The 18,245-nt window shown below is 45.1% G+C and carries 15 protein-coding genes; 1 reads left to right on the top strand and 14 read right to left on the bottom strand.

What is annotated here, in order from left to right; all coding sequences use genetic code 11:
- Positions 1 to 13: 13 nt before the first annotated feature.
- From hemB to hemA, 5 genes are read right to left on the bottom strand one after another with little or no spacing between them, the layout of a single operon-like run.
- On the bottom strand, positions 14 to 982 hold the full coding sequence (gene hemB / locus QYF49_RS06670; protein ID WP_290398810.1) for a porphobilinogen synthase: 969 nt from the start codon (positions 980 to 982) through the stop codon (positions 14 to 16).
- Positions 979 to 1,713 (bottom strand): uroporphyrinogen-III synthase, encoded by a 735-nt coding sequence (locus tag QYF49_RS06665; RefSeq protein WP_290398809.1) that lies wholly within the window; start codon positions 1,711 to 1,713, stop codon positions 979 to 981. The genes hemB and QYF49_RS06665 overlap by 4 nt, the downstream gene beginning before the upstream one ends.
- 26 nt (positions 1,714 to 1,739) lie before the next feature.
- Entirely contained in the window at positions 1,740 to 2,672 is a 933-nt protein-coding gene (gene hemC, locus QYF49_RS06660; RefSeq protein ID WP_290398808.1) for a hydroxymethylbilane synthase, read from the bottom strand.
- A 34-nt stretch (positions 2,673 to 2,706) separates the two neighbouring features.
- Entirely contained in the window at positions 2,707 to 3,534 is an 828-nt protein-coding gene (locus tag QYF49_RS06655) for a cytochrome c biogenesis protein (RefSeq protein WP_290398807.1), read from the bottom strand.
- Positions 3,535 to 3,572: 38 nt separating this feature from the next.
- A complete protein-coding gene (gene hemA, locus QYF49_RS06650; RefSeq protein ID WP_290398806.1) occupies positions 3,573 to 4,913 on the bottom strand; it encodes a glutamyl-tRNA reductase in 1,341 nt (446 codons plus the stop codon).
- Between the two features lie 308 nt (positions 4,914 to 5,221).
- Between hemA and QYF49_RS06645 the strand changes: the two genes are divergently transcribed.
- Positions 5,222 to 5,698, top strand: a complete 477-nt coding sequence (locus tag QYF49_RS06645) for a LiaF transmembrane domain-containing protein (RefSeq protein ID WP_290398805.1) — start codon at positions 5,222 to 5,224, stop codon at positions 5,696 to 5,698.
- 20 nt (positions 5,699 to 5,718) lie between these two features.
- On the opposite strand, the gene yihA is transcribed toward QYF49_RS06645, so the two are convergent.
- The 9 genes from yihA to leuB all read right to left on the bottom strand — a co-directional run bounded on the left by yihA (position 5,719) and on the right by leuB (position 18,244).
- Entirely contained in the window at positions 5,719 to 6,309 is a 591-nt protein-coding gene (yihA, locus tag QYF49_RS06640; RefSeq protein WP_290398804.1) for a ribosome biogenesis GTP-binding protein YihA/YsxC, read from the bottom strand.
- Positions 6,306 to 8,630: an endopeptidase La gene (lon, locus tag QYF49_RS06635; protein ID WP_290398803.1), complete on the bottom strand. Its 2,325-nt coding sequence runs from the start codon at positions 8,628 to 8,630 to the stop codon at positions 6,306 to 6,308. Before lon ends, yihA begins: the two co-directional genes overlap by 4 nt.
- A 233-nt stretch (positions 8,631 to 8,863) precedes the next feature.
- Positions 8,864 to 10,537, bottom strand: a complete 1,674-nt coding sequence (lonB, locus tag QYF49_RS06630) for an ATP-dependent protease LonB (protein ID WP_290398802.1) — start codon at positions 10,535 to 10,537, stop codon at positions 8,864 to 8,866.
- A 233-nt stretch (positions 10,538 to 10,770) separates the two neighbouring features.
- Positions 10,771 to 12,045 carry an ATP-dependent protease ATP-binding subunit ClpX gene (gene clpX, locus QYF49_RS06625; RefSeq protein ID WP_290398801.1) on the bottom strand — a complete coding sequence of 425 codons (1,275 nt, stop codon included), beginning with the start codon at positions 12,043 to 12,045 and terminating at the stop codon, positions 10,771 to 10,773.
- 377 nt (positions 12,046 to 12,422) lie between these two features.
- Entirely contained in the window at positions 12,423 to 13,718 is a 1,296-nt protein-coding gene (gene tig, locus QYF49_RS06620; RefSeq protein ID WP_290398800.1) for a trigger factor, read from the bottom strand.
- A 115-nt stretch (positions 13,719 to 13,833) separates the two neighbouring features.
- Positions 13,834 to 14,886, bottom strand: a complete 1,053-nt coding sequence (locus QYF49_RS06615) for a hypothetical protein (RefSeq protein ID WP_290398799.1) — start codon at positions 14,884 to 14,886, stop codon at positions 13,834 to 13,836.
- Positions 14,887 to 15,120: 234 nt separating this feature from the next.
- Entirely contained in the window at positions 15,121 to 15,711 is a 591-nt protein-coding gene (leuD, locus tag QYF49_RS06610; RefSeq protein WP_290398798.1) for a 3-isopropylmalate dehydratase small subunit, read from the bottom strand.
- Positions 15,698 to 17,131, bottom strand: coding sequence for a 3-isopropylmalate dehydratase large subunit (gene leuC, locus QYF49_RS06605; RefSeq protein ID WP_290398797.1), 1,434 nt, complete (start codon positions 17,129 to 17,131; stop codon positions 15,698 to 15,700). Before leuC ends, leuD begins: the two co-directional genes overlap by 14 nt.
- 15 nt (positions 17,132 to 17,146) lie before the next feature.
- On the bottom strand, positions 17,147 to 18,244 hold the full coding sequence (leuB, locus tag QYF49_RS06600) for a 3-isopropylmalate dehydrogenase (RefSeq protein ID WP_290398796.1): 1,098 nt from the start codon (positions 18,242 to 18,244) through the stop codon (positions 17,147 to 17,149).
- Position 18,245 lies beyond the last annotated feature (1 nt).

The raw sequence follows: 18,245 nt of genomic DNA, 5'->3' as shown, positions 1-18,245 counted from the left end.
ACATCTCCTGTCCTTAGCGGTTTAACCAGCGTGATACATTCTTCGCATGGTACGTGATGATCAGATCAGCTCCTGCGCGCTTCATCCCGATTAATGTTTCCATCACGATGCTTTCCTCGTCGATCCAGCCGTTTTGGGCAGCAGCCTTGATCATGGAATATTCACCGCTCACATTGTAGGCAACGAGCGGAAGAGGATAACGGTCTTTCAGTTCACGCAGCACATCCAGATAAGCAAGTGCTGGTTTGACCATCAGGAAGTCTGCTCCTTCTTCGATATCGGACTCGGCTTCACGCAATGCTTCGAGCCGGTTGGCCGGATCCATCTGATAGGATTTTCGGTCTCCGAACTGCGGCGAGCTGTGAGCAGCCTCCCTGAACGGCCCATAATAGGCAGAAGAATATTTAACAGAATAAGACATGATCGGAACATTCATAAACCCTGCTTCGTCCAGGCCTTTCCGGATCGCTGCGACAAATCCATCCATCATATTGGAAGGAGCTATTATATCCGCTCCTGCTTTCGCCTGTGAAACCGCCGTGCTGGCTAGAGCAGATAGTGATTCATCATTGAGCACTTCCCCGTCACGGATGATACCGCAATGCCCATGGTCCGTATATTGGCAAAGGCATGTATCCGCAATAACTGTCAGCTGCGGGAACCCTTCTTTTATTTTCTTGATGGCCTTTTGTACGATTCCGTTATGATCATATGCTGAGCTCCCTGCCTCATCCTTATGGTCCGGTACCCCGAAGACCATAACAGAACGGATATTAAGATTCACAAGCTCCTGCATTTCTTCTTCTAAATAGTCAAGAGAGACATGGTAGACCCCAGGCATGGAAGGGACTTCCTGCTTAATGCGCTCACCTTCTACAAAAAAGATCGGATAGATTAAATCGTCTGTAGCGATATGCGTCTCTCTTACAAGGGCCCGCATACTTTCACTGCTTCTTAATCTTCTATGTCTTTGAAAATTCATGATGTGGTCTCCTCCCTGAAATAACTCTTCACAGCTTTTATTATACCTTCTTCAGTATAATCAGTGGCACTAATCCGCTTATGAAACCCAAATTCTTTCGCTTTCTCTTCCGTGACAGGCCCCACACAGGCTGCAGCTGTGTTCTGGTGATACAGCTGCTGGCGATCGCCAGCAGCTTCACCGAAATAGACCACACTGGATGGACTCATAAAAACTATGACATCCACTTTCCCGGGAAGCATTTCAATAGAAGGCATGGCCTTCCTCGTCTCATAAACGGTGATCTCTGTTACTTTTGCAAGGTGCTGAAGCGCATCAGTGACCGTTGCCTTAGCAAGATTGCCTTTTGGGATAAGAACTCTGGATCCGGGTTTCACACTCTTCATTAAATCACGGGCCAACTCTTTTCCTTCGTACTTATCAGGTATAAGGTCAATGGAAATTCCGCTCTCTTGAAGTCTGCTTGCGGTTTTGGGTCCCACTGCAGCTATTTTCTGAGCAGTCAGCTTCTTCCCTGATTCATCAAGCCACTGAAGAAAACACCCCACCCCGTTCGCGCTCGTGAAGACCAGCCAATCAAACTCTTCCAACCGCTGAAGCAAAGCTTTTGCTTCAGGATCCAGGTTTACTTTTACAATCTGCAGAACCGGAAAGCTGACTGCTTCTGCTCCTGCTTCTTCCAGTTTTGAAATCAGGCTTGCCGATTGCTCAGCCGCCCTTGTTACGACCACCGTTTTTCCTGCTAACGGCCGGGGATTCATATTCCGAGATCTTTCTTTACTTTTTCGAGGATCTCAAGTGCGCCTTTCTCTTGAAGTCTTACCGCGAGGGCCACTCCCAGCATATTGGGATCATCCGAGACCGCCTGTTCTTTAATCACCGTTTTCCCATCGGGCGTACCCACGAGCCCCGTTAAGGAGATTTCTTGGCCTTCCGTTTTTTCTGCATAAGCTGCAATCGGCACTTGGCAGCCTCCTTCAAGCGTATGCAGGAATGCACGTTCAGCCATAACCGTTCGATAAGTATCTTCATCGTTCAAGTGCTGAAGGAGTTCCCTAAGCTCTGCATCCTCTTCACGGCATTCAATGGAGAGCGATCCCTGCCCTACCGCAGGGAGGCTCAATGATACGGGCAGATACTCAGTCACGGTATCCGCTGACCAGCCCATTCGCTCAAGACCTGCTGCTGCAAGAATGATAGCATCAAATTCACCGGATTTTAATTTCCCGAGACGTGTATCGATATTGCCTCTGATCGATTTTATTTCGAGATCCGGCCGGACATGAAGCAGCTGTGCAGCCCGGCGGAGAGAACTCGTACCGACAATGGATCCTGAAGGAAGCTCTTCCAAGGACTTGTACTTTTCTGAAATAAAAGCGTCCCTTGGATCCACGCGCTTCGGCGTACAGCCGATGATCAGGCCATCCGGCAGAACAGAGGGCATGTCCTTCATACTATGTACTGCCATATCAATCTCTTTATCAAGCAGAGCCTGTTCAATTTCTTTCACAAACAGCCCTTTACCTCCTACTTTAGAAAGAGTGACATCAAGGATAACATCGCCTTTGGTGACGATTTCTTTGACCTCAAACTCAAAAGGAAGCCCAAGCGCCTTCAATTGATCGATGAACCAGTTGGTTTGAGTGATGGCGAGTTTGCTTCGCCTGGAACCTACTATTATTTTTCTCATCTATAAAAACCTCCTAAAAGAGTGACCGTATGCCTTATCGGTACCAGAAGTGAAATTCAGTCAGGGTCGAAGCCAGGAAATAATTGATCAGAACGATCAGGAATGCCCCTACGTTCCAGATTGCCAGCGATTTCCCCTGAAGCCCCTTCGCCACTTTTTGATATAAAAATACACTGTATACTGCGATAACGATAAAGGATGTAATGACCTTTGCATCAAGCAATGAAAAGCCCTGTACTTTCAAGAATGCCCAGATCACGCCTAATATTAAACTTAAAAGGAGAATCGGAACACCTGTCATGTTGAGCATAAAGGAGAGCCTTTCAAGCAAAGACAGGCTTCCAAGACGCTGCAGGCGCTTGCTCCACTTTTTCTGCTTGAGAAGCCTGTGCTGAAGCAAATACATGATTGAAAAGATAAAAGAGAGCGTAAACGCTCCGTACGATACAAAAGCCATCGTAACATGGATGACCAGCAGCTCCGAGATGAGCCGGGTCGACATCTCATCACTCACCTGTTCTCCCGGAGCGAAAAGATTAATAGACATGATCAAGAATCCGAGTACGTTCGTAAAAAACACTAAAAAATCAATCCTGAAAAACCAGTTCATGACCAAAGAGAAGGTCACTAAAATCCAGGCATAAAAAAACAAGCCTTCAAAAGGCGTTAAAATAGGCGGACGGCCTACTTCTATCATTCTTTGAACAAAAAATACTGTCTGCATCGTCCAGACAATAGAAAGCAACCAGAAGGCCATTCGGTTAGCCTTCCGGTTGTTCTGTAAGAAATCGATAAAATAACCTATGATGCTTAAAGCATACAAGATGATCGTCGTATCATATATCCAATTCGCGTTCTGCATATCAGAAACTCCTCTCTAGGAGCCCAGTGACATTCCCGTTACAGAGGCAATGAAGGGGATGTTTCACTTAACTTTTTTGATTCCATTTCACTTTTGTGCTCTTGCTGTTTAACCTCTTCTTCAAGCGCAAAGATCTTCGTAAAAAATTCAAGCGCTTGATCCGCCCCAGGTTCTCCGGCCTGCTCTTTAATCCTTACGATCGGATCTCGAAGCAGCTGGTTCACAATGCTTTTTGTATGTTTGCTCAATACTTTCTTTTCACGATCTGTCAAATGAGGCATTTTCCGCTCAATACTCTGCATCGTTTCAGCTTGTACAGCCAAGGCTTTTTCGCGCAGTGCGGTTATGACAGGCACCACGCCCAGCATGTTGACCCATGAGTGAAAGCTCACAATTTCATCTTCAATCATGATCTCTATCTTTTCGGCTTCCTTCTTTCGTTCGGCCAAATTGGCTTCTACGATGCCTTCCAGATCGTCAATATCGTAAAGAAAAACGCTTTCCAGCTCATTCAGTGATGGATCCAGGTCACGCGGAACGGCGATATCCACCATGAACAAAGGACGGCCTTTCCGCTGCTTAAGTACCGATTGAACCATTTCTTTCGTAATGACGTATGAATCCGAACCGGTTGACGTGATGACGATATCGGCATGGGCGAGCATTGCCGTCATTTGTTCCATCGGATAAGCGGCCCCCTGGAACCGTGCTGCCAGTTCAGCTGCTTTTTCAAACGTACGGTTGACGACATGAACACTCGCTACCCCATTGCTGTGAAGATGTTTGGCCGTCAATTCACCCATCTTCCCTGCACCTACGATTAAAATATCCTTTTTTTCAAGCCCGCCAAAGATTTTTTTGGCAAGCTCCACCGCCGCATAGCTTACAGATACAGCATTTTCTCCAATTTCTGTTTCCGAGTGGGATCGTTTTGCAAGTGTTATTGCTTGTTTGAACAGTTGGTTAAAGATCGTTCCTGTAGTTCCTACCTGCTGAGCAAGAAGAAAGCTGTCACGAACTTGCCCGAGAATTTGTGTTTCTCCTAGAACCATAGAATCAAGACCTGCTGCCACTCTGAAAAGATGCTCTACAGCAATCTCTTCCTCGCGAATAAACAAGAAAGGATTCAGATCGTTGGAATCAATGGAAAACCATTCAGCAAGGAAAGACTTCAAATAGTAGCGCCCTGTATGGATCTGATCCACAACAGCGTATACTTCCGTGCGGTTGCATGTGGAAACGATGGTGCATTCCAGCACGCTTTTCCTCTCCCGCAAAGCCTTCAATGCGTGGTCCATTTCGTTTGAATTGAATGACACTTTTTCACGAATCTCAACAGGTGCTGTCTTGTAGTTTAAACCGACAACAAGGATGTGCATCCCACTCACCCCCTTTATCTCTATCATAAAATCAACAATAATATCCATGCCCATTATAACATGTACTAAGAAATAATGATTTTAAAAATGTGAACAGAATATGAATCGTATGCTATGATTAGAAAAGCGCAAATGGCTCCAGCCATAAATTTAGTTCTTCCCTATTCTGTCCAATCCGTAACAAACTATAAAAAAACAAATCTAATTTAAAAAAAAATTAATAAACTTATACCCATATAAAAATAACAAATTTCGACCCTTTTAGCAAAGGATTGATTTACTCGTTTTAAAATGGTTTGGAGGTTGTAATGAAAGGTAAAGGAAGTTTTTCAGGTATTGTATTACTGGGGATCGGGCTATTCTTCTTAGCTCGGCAAATGAATATTACATATGTACTGCCCTATTTAACTTGGCCAACGTTTCTGATTATTATCGGATTGGCCTTTCTAGTTCAAAGTTCAAGCGGCAAAGAGGGCCCAAGTTCCTTTTCAGCTGTTCTGCTGCTAGGCTTGGGTATCCATTTTCATGCGATTTCGCATGTTGACGGCTGGCCAAAGGAACCCGCCGTGATTATTCTTATTATCGCGCTCGCCTTTTTATATATGTACAAACAGACAAAGGAAGGCTTGCTGGCAGGGATTGTCCTGCTTGCGATCTCAGGATGGAGTTTCTTCAACCGATCAGACACTCCCTCCATCAAAGAATGGTTCTCATCCATCGAAGGGTTTTGGCCGTTCATTCTTATTGGGGCGGGTGCTTACTTTATCTTTATAAAGAAAAAATAAACCGGAGCAGAAGCTCTGGTTTATTTTTTTTGTGTGTATTCGAGGATGGTGCTCCACGCCGCATCCTTCCCATGGCCCGTTTCAGAAGAAAAGAGAATCAGAGGATCATCCGGCTTCTTTTTCAATGTTTCACGGACGACCTTCAAATGTTTCTCCCATTTTCCTTTTGGAATCTTGTCGCACTTGGTTGCGACAACGATAACAGGAATCTCATGGTATTTCAGCCAATCATACATCATCACATCGTCTTTGGACGGTGCATGGCGAATATCAACCAGCTGGACGACCGCCTTCAGCTGAGGCCTCTCCATGATATAGCGCTCAATCATCCTTCCCCAGGCTTCTCTTTCGGTCTTTGAAACTTTAGCGAAGCCGTATCCCGGCACATCCACGAAATAAAGCTGATCATTGATGATATAGAAGTTAAGAGTTTGCGTCTTGCCTGGCCGCGATGACGTTCTGGCCAGGTTTTTGCGCGCAATCATCTTGTTAATGAATGAAGACTTCCCTACATTTGAACGGCCGGCAAGGCCAATTTCCGGAAGCTGGTCTTCGGGGTACTGTTCCGGCTTTACCGCCGAAATCACAATATCTGCTTTTGTTACTTTCATTTACTGTCTCCCACTAACGCATGTTTTAACACTTCATCGAGATGAGATACCGGTATGAACGCAAGGGTGCTGCGTACACTTTCCGGAATATCATCGATGTCTTTTTCGTTTTCTTTTGGCATGATCACGGTCTGTATCCCCGCTCGATGAGCGCTTAATGACTTTTCTTTTAAGCCCCCGATCGGCAATACCCTGCCGCGGAGAGTGATTTCTCCGGTCATGCCTACATCCTTGCGCACTGGCTTTCCTGAAAGAGCAGATACAAGTGCAGTTGCGATGGTAATACCGGCAGACGGTCCGTCCTTCGGTGTAGCCCCTTCAGGTACGTGAATATGAATATCGGTTTTTTCGTAAAAATCCGGATCAATTTCAAATTCTTCTGCTCTTGAACGGACATAGCTTAATGCCGCCTGTGCGGATTCCTTCATCACGTCACCCAGTTTACCGGTCAGGATGAGTTTTCCTTTCCCGGGTGTAAGCGCGACTTCTATAGAGAGCGTATCGCCTCCGGCTGTCGTATATGCCAAGCCGGTCGCTGCTCCTACCTGATCTTCCATCTCAGCCTGTCCATAGCGGAAACGCGGTTTGCCGATATAGCTCTCAAGATTTTTATCCGTTATGGTTACTCTCTTCTTCTCACCGGATACGAGCTGTTTCGCCGCTTTCCTGCATAAACCTGCAATCTGGCGTTCCATGCTCCTTACGCCTGCTTCTCGCGTATAGTTTCGAACAAGTTTAAGAATCGCTTCTTCTTTAAGCTGAAACTGAGATTTTGTTAAACCATGCTCTTTCAATTGCTTTGGAATGAGATGGTTTTTAGCGATATGGACTTTTTCCACCTCGGTATAGCCTGCGATGGAGATGATCTCCATTCGGTCGAGCAGCGGGCCAGGTATGGTCGCCAGGCTGTTCGCTGTCGTTATGAACATCACCTTGGAAAGATCATAGGGCTCTTCGATAAAATGATCGCTGAACGAATTATTTTGTTCCGGATCCAGAACCTCCAACAGGGCAGCGGACGGATCTCCTCTGAAGTCATTGGACATTTTATCAATCTCATCGAGAAGAAATACCGGATTGATCGTCCCTGCCTTTTTCATTCCCTGAATAAGACGGCCAGGCATCGCCCCGACATAGGTCCTGCGGTGGCCGCGGATTTCGGCTTCATCCCGCACTCCCCCCAGGGAAATACGGACAAAATTCCTTCCGATCGCTTTTGCAATGGAACGTGCCAGCGACGTTTTACCGACTCCAGGGGGCCCGACAAGACAGAGGATCGGCCCTTTCAGTGAATTGGTCAGCTGCTGAACAGCCAAATACTCCAGTACACGTTCTTTTACTTTTTCAAGTCCGTAATGATCTTCGTTTAAAATTTTTTCTGTACGGATAATGTCCAGCAGATCTTTCGTTTCCTTTGTCCAAGGCAAATTGATCAGCCAGTCGATGTAGTTTCGAATGACCGCGCTCTCCGCAGAGAAACCTGGCATTTTTTCATACCTGTCCAGTTCTTTAAGTGCAATCTCCTGTACATTTTCAGGCATGTCCGATTCTTCAATTTTTTCTTTAAGTGAAGAGATTTCGCCTGTCTTGCCCTCTTTTTCCCCAAGTTCCTTCTGAATGGCTTTCATCTGTTCGCGAAGGTAATATTCTTTCTGGGTTTTTTCCATCGCCTTTTTGACGCGCTGGCCGATTTTCTTTTCCAATCCAAGTACTTCTTTTTCGTTGTTCAGGATGGAAATCAGATGGTTCAACCTTTCCTTCACGTCAATAATTTCAAGGATATGCTGTTTTTCTTTAATTTTTAACGACAGGTGAGAGGAAATAACATCAGCCAAACGACCTGGTTCTTCGATATCTTGGACAGAAGCCAAAGTTTCAGGTGTTACTTTTTTGGAAAGGTTTATGTACTGCTCGAATTGCTGAAGAGCCGTTCTCATAAGGGCCTGAATTTCCAAATCCTTTTCGCCCTGATCTTCCATCAGTTCTACTTCAACTTCCAGGTATTCCTCACGGTCAATGAACTGCTTGATCTTTCCGCGCTGGATGCCTTCAACGAGCACACGGATGGTACCGTTGGGAAGCTTAAGCATCTGATTCACCTTGGAGAGGGTTCCGATTTCATATATTTGTTCGCCGCTCGGATCTTCTAGAGCTACTTCCTTTTGTGTTGAAAGGAAAATATGCTGATCATCAAGCATAACCTGCTCTAATGCCTGTACGGATTTTTCCCTTCCTACATCAAGGTGGAGCACCATGGTGGGATACACCAGCAGGCCGCGAAGAGGAAGGAGGGGAAGGATGCGGGTAGTTTTTTCGTCCATTTAACACACCTCCGAATACTGCTTAATGTATTGAGTGATTTCAAATTCATGCAGCCTATTATTAGAATGTTGGCATTTGCAGCTTCCTTGCAGTATTACACTTGAGAGAGCTTAACCTACAGTTCAATGCCACAAGACAGAGAAATTTCTTCAGTCTTTGTACAATTCTACCTATAAAGAGCCAATTTGTCTAATTGTATCTCGTTTTCACACTCTAAAGGAAAGCCCCCTCTTCACACGGATTTCGGAGGGGACTGCAAAAAGGCTGAAGCAGGTATAGCCTGCTGATTATCTTTATCGATTTCCGGGAACGCCAGCTGAAATACTTGGGATAACTTTGTCACTGGAATGATTTCAATTCCTGAGATTTCACGCAATATAGCCTGGTCATTATCTTTGGGGATAATAACCTTCTTCACTCCCGCAAGCTTAGCCGCTAATACTTTCGCCATCACTCCGCCTACAGGCTTCACTTTTCCATGAACACTTAATTCACCGGTCATAGCCAGTTCATTATCAATCTTGATATTGTGAATGGCCGAGTAAATAGCAGTAGCGATCGCGATTCCGGCAGATGGCCCGTCCACTGGTCCGCCGCCCGGGAAATTGACATGAATATCATAGAGTCCGGCGTCGACTCCCATATTGCGAAGGACGGTCAGCACATTTTCGACCGATCCCTTGGCCAGACTTTTTCTTCTGATTGATTTGGAGCTGTTGCCGATCGATTCTTCTTCAACTATGCCTGTTATCGTAATCGTACCCTGTTTTTTTGCAGGTAAAACGGTGACTTCAATCTCAAGCAGTGAACCGCTGTTTGGTCCGTATACTGCGAGCCCGTTGACCAATCCTACTTTTGGTTCCTCTGAGATCTTACTCTCTGGGCGCGGGGTCATCTGGCTGGAATGAATGACCCATTCCATATCTGCTTGTTTAATAAAATTACGGTCTTCCGTAATGGCCAGCCCTGCCGCAATCTGCATCATATTCACAGCTTCACGGCCATTCTTGGCATAGGTTGAAAGCAACTCAACCGTTTCCTCCTCCACGTTCATGTTTACCTTATCCGCAGCTTTCAGCGCAATCTGCTGAATTTCCGGAGACTGAAGCTCTCTAAAAAAGACTTCCAGACAACGTGAACGGATGGCTGGAGGAATTTCATCCGGCGTTCGCGTGGTTGCTCCAATTAACCTGAAATCTGCAGGAAGTCCATTTTGAAAAATATCGTGGATGTGGGAAGGGATATTCGTATTCTCTTCATTATAATAGGCGCTCTCCAAAAATACTTTTCGGTCTTCTAACACTTTAAGCAATTTATTCATTTGAATCGGGTGAAGTTCTCCAATTTCATCGATGAACAGGACCCCTCCATGGGCGTTTGTAACAGCTCCCTGCTTCGGCTGCGGAATTCCAGCCTGTCCCATCGCTCCAGCCCCTTGATAGATAGGATCGTGGACGGAACCAATCAAAGGATCTGCAATTCCACGTTCGTCAAACCGGGCGGTCGTTGCATCCAATTCAACAAATACGGATGTCGGTCGGAAAGGGGACTTTTTATTACGCTTAGCTTCTTCCAGCACAAGACGGGCTGCAGCAGTCTTACCAACGCCAGGGGGCCCATAGACGATGACATGTTGAGGGTTAGGGCCGCAAAGTGCAGCATACAGTGCCTTAATGCCATCCTCCTGACCGACGATATCAGCAAACTTCCCCGGCCTGACTCGTTCAGACAGCGGTTCAGTCAATGAAACCGATCGCATCTTTCGCAATTGATCCATTTCTTTTTTTGATTCTTTATCGATACTCACTTTCTGAGTGCGCTGATTCTTCAACAAGTTCCAAAAGTACAGTCCTATCACGATTCCAAAAAACAGCTGAATGAGTAATGCAATTCCAGTCCAGTTCATTTCTTCCTCCCGAATTTTTTTTATGCTCCTAGTATCTCCGAGTGGGTAAAGGACTAAACAGAGAAATTGGAAAAGCTAAAATAGGACGCCACTTAGAATCGCTTAAGTTTTCAAAGATTTTAAAGGCATTTCCCGCTGTCTGAACCAGCATTCGCTGTCAGTAACGAATGAAGATCGAAAATAGGCAGTAACCTAAAAAAACCAGCCCCTGAAGGCTGGTTTTTATACTCAATTTATGCACTTTCCTTTGGTGTTTCTTTTTTCGGTTCAACAATCGTTCCGTCTTCAAGTTCAAGCTTAGGCGGAACTTTGTCAGAAACCGTTTCTTTCGTAATAATACACTTAGCCACGTCTTCACGGGAAGGAAGCTCGAACATGACATCCAGCATCATTCCTTCAATGATAGAACGCAGACCGCGTGCACCCGTTTTACGTTCAATGGCCTGAGTCGCAATCTCAGTGAGAGCTTCATCCGTGAATTCAAGTTCAACACCATCCAGGTCAAGAAGCTTTTGATATTGCTTAACAAGCGCATTTTTTGGCTTTGTCAGAATTTCAACAAGTGCATCCTCATCTAGCGGAGTAAGGCTTGCTGTGACCGGAAGACGCCCAATGAACTCTGGGATCAAGCCAAAGCGAAGCAAATCCTCAGGCAATACTTTTGCCAGGTATTCACCGGCTTTCAGTTCAGCCTGCCTGGACTCGGAGCTGAATCCGATGACTTTTTTACCTAAACGGCGTTTGATGATCTGTTCGATGCCATCAAAGGCACCGCCGCAAATAAACAGGATATTGGTTGTATCGATTTGAATAAACTCCTGATGCGGATGTTTTCTTCCTCCTTGAGGAGGTACACTGGCAACGGTGCCTTCTAGAATTTTAAGCAAGGCCTGCTGGACCCCTTCGCCGGAAACATCACGTGTAATCGATGGATTTTCAGACTTTCTGGCAATTTTATCGATTTCATCGATATAAATAATGCCTTTTTCTGCTTTCTCCACATCATAATCAGCCGCTTGAATCAATTTAAGCAGAATATTTTCAACGTCTTCGCCCACATATCCTGCTTCAGTTAATGATGTGGCATCAGCGATCGCGAAAGGCACATTCAGTATTCTTGCGAGTGTTTGAGCCAATAGCGTTTTACCGCTTCCTGTAGGCCCGATCATCGCGATGTTGCTTTTTGAAAGTTCCACTTCATCTGATTTCTGGGAAGAGTTGATCCGTTTATAATGGTTGTAGACCGCTACGGAAAGAGACTTTTTAGCCTGCTCCTGGCCAATGACATATTCATCAAGAATCTTGCGGATTTCCATTGGCTTTGGTACTTCTTTAAGTTCTACATCCTCTTCAGTGCCAAGTTCTTCTTCCACAATTTCAGTGCAAAGCTCGATACATTCGTCACAAATATATACACCTGGTCCTGCTACCAGTTTACGAACTTGATCTTGTGTTTTTCCACAAAAGGAACATTTCAGCTGCCCTTTTTCGTCATTGAATTTAAACAATGAAATCACCCCTAAGCCTTAAATTGGATGAAACCAATTACCTTTTCATATCCGTTCCAGATATGCTTGTTTCATTATGCTGTAAGCAATTTTTCAAATGTTCACTGATTTCATTTCCGCAAGTTTATGTATTGGATTGTATCATATTACCCCTAATGAACGGAAATAAAAACCCTTCCCTGACAATTAATAGTATGTATTGGCTGAAACGATGTGTTCTATAAGTATTAACCTTATGGCTTATTTTAAAACCTCTATCCCAAAATAAAGCCTTTAGAAAAGTTTCAATAAAAAAGTTCTTTTTCCTGCCAGAAAGGATAAATAATTATATAAAACAAGGCACGAAAAGTTCGTGCCTTGTCCGACCTTACTCTATCTTATGCAATTGTTTTGCTGTTATCCACTAGAAGATCAATCGCTTTTCTGATTTTCAGATCAGCCGCTACAGCATCATTGCCGCCTTGCATAGCAAGCATTTGCGTAATTTTCTCTACGTCCATATTGTACGTTTCTGCCATTTTCTTAAGCTCTTCATTGATTTCTTCTTCATTTGCTTCAATGTTTTCAGCTTCAGAGATCGCTTCAAGTACGAGGTTTGTTTTCACGCGTTTTTGAGCATCTTCTTTCATTTGCTCACGAAGGGCAGCTTCATCTGTGCCTGAGAACTGGAAGTAAAGATCCAGGTTCATGCCTTGCATTTGCAGGCGCTGTCCAAATTCTTGAACCATACGGTCTAATTCTGTGTTAACCATCGCTTCAGGAATATCAACTTCTGCTGCTTCCACCGCTTTGTCAACGACAGTGTCGCGTGTGTGGTGTTCAGCTTCATGCTTTTTGCTTTCTTCAAGCTTCGTGCGAATGCTTGCTTTAAGAGCGTCAAGCGTTTCAACTTCGGAATCGGCTTCTTTAGCAAACTCGTCGTTAAGCTCAGGAAGCTGCTTCGTTTTAATTTCATGGATTTTCACTTTGAATACGGCAGGTTTACCAGCAAGCTCAGTTGCATGGTACTCTTCAGGGAACGTAATGTTTACGTCTTTTTCAGTACCAGCTTTATCTCCGATTAACTGCTCTTCAAATCCAGGAATGAAAGAACCAGATCCGATTTCTAATGGATAATTCTCAGCTTTTCCGCCTTCGAACGGTTCATCATCAACGAATCCTTCGAAATCGATCACAGCGGTATCACCGTTCTCAACTTCTCCTTCTTCTTTGACAACAAGCTCAGCTTGCTGCTCTTGAAGACGTTTGATTTCGTTGTCAACATCTTCATCTGTAACAGACGCATCGAATTCTGTAACCTCAAGCCCTTTGTAATCACCAAGCTTAACTTCAGGTTTTACTGTAACTTTAGCTGTGAAAACAAGGTTGCTGCCTTTTTCCATTTGTTCGATGTCAACCTCTGGACGGTCAACTGGTTCAATGCCTGTTTCTTCTACAGCTTGGCTGTATGCTTGCGGAAGAATAATATCAAGAGCATCTTGGTAAAGAGATTCTACTCCAAAACGCTGTTCGAACATTTTACGCGGCATTTTCCCTTTACGGAATCCAGGTACGTTTACTTGTTTAACGACTTTTTTAAACGCTTGGTCAAGAGCTGTATCTACTTCAGATGCCTCAACTTCGATCGTTAAGACACCTTGATTGCCTTCTAACTTTTCCCACTTTGCACTCATTCAAAGTTCCCTCCAACATTACGTATTTCATTGAAAATCTAACATTTTCACTTACAACCATTCCATTATATCATAACAGACTTGTATTTCAACAATGACCCAGCTTGTTTCCGAATTAGTAACCTCGAAATTTATTCGGGCCAAACGTAAACCGCTCAATGTCCAGAAGCTGCTCGACTGCCTTTTCTAAATTCTCAGGGTGAATTTCAATTTCGGACTCAATGGCTTCGCAGCTGTCCATGCCGCTCAGTTTACCAGCCGCACACTGAAGAGCACGTGCCCAATAATGAGGATCTGCCGGTTCAGGTACCTGAGGATAAATCGCAAGTATGTAGTCCCACCATATTGTGAGCGCAAATTCAGTCAGGGTTGGATTGTCCTGCTCCAGCCGATTCTCCAGTTCCTTTTTCACTTCAAGATTAAATGAATCCTCATAAACATCATGAAGTTCCTGTATGTTGATCGAATAAGTATTTCCAAACTTATGTAAAACTACGGTTTCCTCTATGTCCTTTGATTTTAAATAGTTTAAGGCCATCGTCTTAATACCCGGATGTCCATCTTGATTTTTTAAAAACTCCTGATACACGCCGAACGTGTCCTCAGGGTTCATATAGCTCAATTGCTGCATGGCAATCCACTGGTTATGTATTTCATCGCTTGCCAGCATCGCCCGAAGAGTTTCAATTTCCTTGGAACGGTCCTGCGGCGGGTCAGGCGAAAGGTCAATCGGCGGCTCCGGATCATCTGCCATCTTACGGCTGAAATGAAGAAGCTGATAAAAAGATTCTGCCTGAGCAGCTGGAAGCTGGTGTTCCTCAAGCACCGCTTCAACAACGGATACGACCGTTTCATATTCCGAAAGCTGTATAAGAACAGAGAGGTATATCTGCAATACATCAAAATATTCTCCGATTCCCTGTTTCAGCATTTTTTCAGCTCTTAACTTCGCTTCCTGGAGCTGGCCAAGTTCGATCAGGCTTAGCACAACACCCAAATGTCCTTGAGAATGTCCGGGGTCGATGTCCAGCAGCTGAAGAAAACAGGATAAAGATTCCTTAAATTGTTTTGCTTTTAGAGAAGACATACCTTTCTCGAGCAATCGCGAAGACAAATTAGGGAACAGTACTATATTGCTGGTTTTTTTGTCTTTTTTTTCATTTGCCATTGGTTTTCTTCACTTCCAGTTCTATTTGCATCAGTTTAACAGTTTAAAGACGCAAACTCAAGATGAGGCATTCTACAGGAAGGAACAATAAATCCTGCACTCAATTGTGCAGGATTGCTCGTATGTACAGATTTCCCTTTAGGGGATAGGGAATAACAGGAGAAGGCTTGGTGCATCCCGATGCCTCTTATCCTTTATTATTCCCTGTCAGCTGTTCTTCAAACCCGTTGGCTTTTAGACCACTCCGATCCTCTTCTCGTAGCGGCTGATTGCTTCATCGTACTGAAGCGTAAGTGATATTTCATCCCAGCCGTTCTGCAGCATCTCTTTCCAATACGGATCAAAATCGAACGAGGCGACCTTGTCAGTTCCCAAAGAGATTTCCTGCTGGTCCAGGCTGACGGTTATCCGCTCATTTCCATTTTTCACTCTGGCTTTCAGTTCTTCGATTACCGGTTTAGGAAGGGTAATGACAAGAATGCCATTCTTCAAGGAATTATTATAGAAGATATCCGCAAAATCAGGTGCTATAATCACTTTAAAACCATAATCCTTAAGTGCCCAAGGAGCATGCTCTCTTGATGACCCGCATCCAAAGTTCGCACCTGTGATTAATATTTCCGCACCCTTCGCATCTTCATGATTCAGTTCAAACTCCGGGTTTGGAGAGCCCTCACTGTTAAACCGCCAGTCAAAAAACAAAAATTGGCCAAAACCGCTGCGCTCGACCCGTTTTAGAAACTGCTTGGGTATGATCTGATCGGTGTCCACATTTTCGCGGTCCAGGACCGCTGCTATTCCCGTCAACGTTTTAAATCCCGGCATAAGCTTCACCTTCTCTCAAACCGGAAACAAATTTTCTAACATCTACAAATCTGCCTTCAATCGCAGCTGCTGCTGCCATCGCCGGGCTGACAAGATGGGTTCTTGCACCTTTGCCCTGCCTTCCTTCAAAGTTTCTGTTGGAAGTGGAAGCACATCGCTCGCCCTCAGGAACAATATCCGGATTCATGCCCAGACACATCGAACAGCCCGAATCCCGCCAGTCAAAGCCTGCTTCCTTAAAAACAAGGTGAAGACCTTCTTCTTCTGCTTTTGCTTTTACTTGCTGTGAACCTGGCACAACAATGGCCTGGACTTCAGCGTGGACTTTCTTTCCTTTAACCACTTCAGCTGCAGCCTTCAGATCGCTTAAACGTGAATTTGTACAAGAACCGATGAAAACATGCTGTACCGGCACTTCCGTCAAAGACTGTCCAGGTGTAAGACCCATATAGGCCAGTGCTTTTTGGATCGATTCCTTTTCTTTTTCAGACTGCACTTCATTTAATGAAGGAACATGTTCTGAAATTCCTACACCCATGGAGGGATTCGTTCCCCATGTGACCATCGGCTCAACTTGTGCAGCATTGATCTCAATGGTTTTATCAAATACTGCATCAGGATCAGACCTTAGCCCGCTCCACTCATTGACTTTTTCATCAAATTCATCGTCCTTTGGAGCGTATTTTTTTCCTTTTATATACGCATAGGTAGTCTCATCCGGCGCGATCAATCCTGCTTTGGCCCCCGCTTCAATGGACATGTTGCAAAGCGTCATCCGTTCTTCCATCGTGAAATTCCTTACGGTTTCTCCGGTAAATTCAATAACATGGCCTGCACCTGCATTGGTGCCATAGTTGGCGATAAGCGCGAGAACAATGTCTTTTGCGGTTACACCATAGCCCAGCTTTCCTTCAATCTTTACCTGCAGCTGCTTCGGCTTCTGCTGCCATAGTGTCTGAGTGGCAAGAACATGTTCCACTTCACTTGTTCCAATACCGAACGCCAATGCCCCGAACGCTCCATGTGTGGAGGTATGGCTATCACCGCATACAATGGTTTTTCCGGGCAGCGTCAAGCCGAGCTCCGGTCCGATGACATGCACGATGCCCTGATCTGCCGAGTGCAGACCTTCCAAGTGAATACCGTACTCTTTACAGTTTTCCTCGAGGGTTTGAATCTGCTTAAGCGCAATACTGTCATCTATTACAAACCTGTTCTTTGTCGGTATGTTATGATCCATCGTTGCAAAACAGAGGTCTGGCCTGCGTACTGTACGTTTTTTTTCACGCAGGCCGGCAAAGGCCTGCGGTGACGTCACCTCATGAAGGAGGTGCAGGTCGATGTATAAAAGGCTCGGTTTGTTGTTTTCCTGGATGACCGAGTGATTTTCCCAAATTTTATCTATGATTGTTTTTGCCATTTCGCACCCTCCTCCTTACACGTACACTTCAATCAGCGTAGCTGCTGCAGCATTGTCCTCCAGCCTGTAAATAAGCTGCTCGACCACCTGATCTGTTGTTGAAACTTTATCCTTATTGCTGGAGATATCGCCTGTTCGGAAGTTGGCATTCAAGACTTCCTGAACAGCTAATTCAATGGCATCTGCTTCGTCGTTCATATGGAAGGAATGTCTGAGCATCATCGCCGCAGAAAGGATCATTCCAAGCGGATTAGCTGCATTCGTTCCTGCAATATCAGGAGCGGAGCCGTGAACGGGCTCATATAATCCCGGACCTTCTTCACTCAAGGATGCCGAAGCAAGCATTCCAAGAGAACCTGTAATCATTGACGCCTCATCAGACAAAATGTCGCCGAACATGTTCTCGGTTACGATCACATCAAACTGTGCAGGGTTCCGGACAAGCTGCATGGCAGCATTGTCGACCAGCATGTGCTCAACCTTTACATCCGGATAATGCTTCGCCGTTTCATCGACGACTTCCCTCCATAGTTTACTGGACTCCAGAACATTGGCTTTGTCCACGGAAGTCAGCTTTTTCTTTCTGGAGGCGGCAAGGACAAACGCCTTTTTTACTACTCTTTCAATCTCTTTCCTATGATAATAAAGAGTATCTACCGCCTCATCCGAGCCCTTTCTTTCTTTTGGCTGTCCAAAATAGATTCCTCCAGTGAGCTCCCTCACGAATACAAGATCAACATTTTCAAGCAAAGCAGGCTTTAAGGGCGCAATATCGGCCAGCGGCCCGAACGCTTTGACTGGTCTTACGTTCGCAAAGACATTCAGTTCTTTTCGGATCCTGAGCAACCCTTGTTCCGGCCGCTGTTCCATTCCGTCCCATTTGGGTCCGCCCACCGCTCCCAACAGAACCGCATCACTCTTTTTGCACTGTTCAATCGTTTCAGGGGGCAGAGGATTTCCTGTCTCATCGATGGCATTTCCGCCGATCGGCATCTCGGTCACTGTAAACCGATGGTGAAATCGGGATTCAATAGCCTTGAGCACCCGCAATGTCCCTTTCATCACTTCCGGTCCGATTCCGTCACCCGGCAAGACTGTTATTGCTTTTTCCATC

Origin of the sequence: Fictibacillus terranigra (genome assembly GCF_030412265.1) — a bacterium.
Lineage (GTDB): Bacteria > Bacillota > Bacilli > Bacillales > Fictibacillaceae > Fictibacillus_C > Fictibacillus_C terrinigri.
This window is presented reverse-complemented; position numbering and strand designations above follow the sequence as displayed.

Coding starts and splice junctions, on each gene's coding strand:
- hemB (WP_290398810.1), bottom strand. CDS start 982: ATGAATTTTCAAAGACATAGAAGATTAAGAAGCAGTGAAAGTATGCGG.
- hemC (WP_290398808.1), bottom strand. CDS start 2,672: ATGAGAAAAATAATAGTAGGTTCCAGGCGAAGCAAACTCGCCATCACT.
- QYF49_RS06655 (WP_290398807.1), bottom strand. CDS start 3,534: ATGCAGAACGCGAATTGGATATATGATACGACGATCATCTTGTATGCT.
- hemA (WP_290398806.1), bottom strand. CDS start 4,913: ATGCACATCCTTGTTGTCGGTTTAAACTACAAGACAGCACCTGTTGAG.
- QYF49_RS06645 (WP_290398805.1), top strand. CDS start 5,222: ATGAAAGGTAAAGGAAGTTTTTCAGGTATTGTATTACTGGGGATCGGG.
- yihA (WP_290398804.1), bottom strand. CDS start 6,309: ATGAAAGTAACAAAAGCAGATATTGTGATTTCGGCGGTAAAGCCGGAA.
- lon (WP_290398803.1), bottom strand. CDS start 8,630: ATGGACGAAAAAACTACCCGCATCCTTCCCCTCCTTCCTCTTCGCGGC.
- lonB (WP_290398802.1), bottom strand. CDS start 10,537: ATGAACTGGACTGGAATTGCATTACTCATTCAGCTGTTTTTTGGAATC.
- tig (WP_290398800.1), bottom strand. CDS start 13,718: ATGAGTGCAAAGTGGGAAAAGTTAGAAGGCAATCAAGGTGTCTTAACG.
- QYF49_RS06615 (WP_290398799.1), bottom strand. CDS start 14,886: ATGGCAAATGAAAAAAAAGACAAAAAAACCAGCAATATAGTACTGTTC.
- leuD (WP_290398798.1), bottom strand. CDS start 15,711: ATGCCGGGATTTAAAACGTTGACGGGAATAGCAGCGGTCCTGGACCGC.
- leuC (WP_290398797.1), bottom strand. CDS start 17,131: ATGGCAAAAACAATCATAGATAAAATTTGGGAAAATCACTCGGTCATC.
- leuB (WP_290398796.1), bottom strand. CDS start 18,244: ATGGAAAAAGCAATAACAGTCTTGCCGGGTGACGGAATCGGACCGGAA.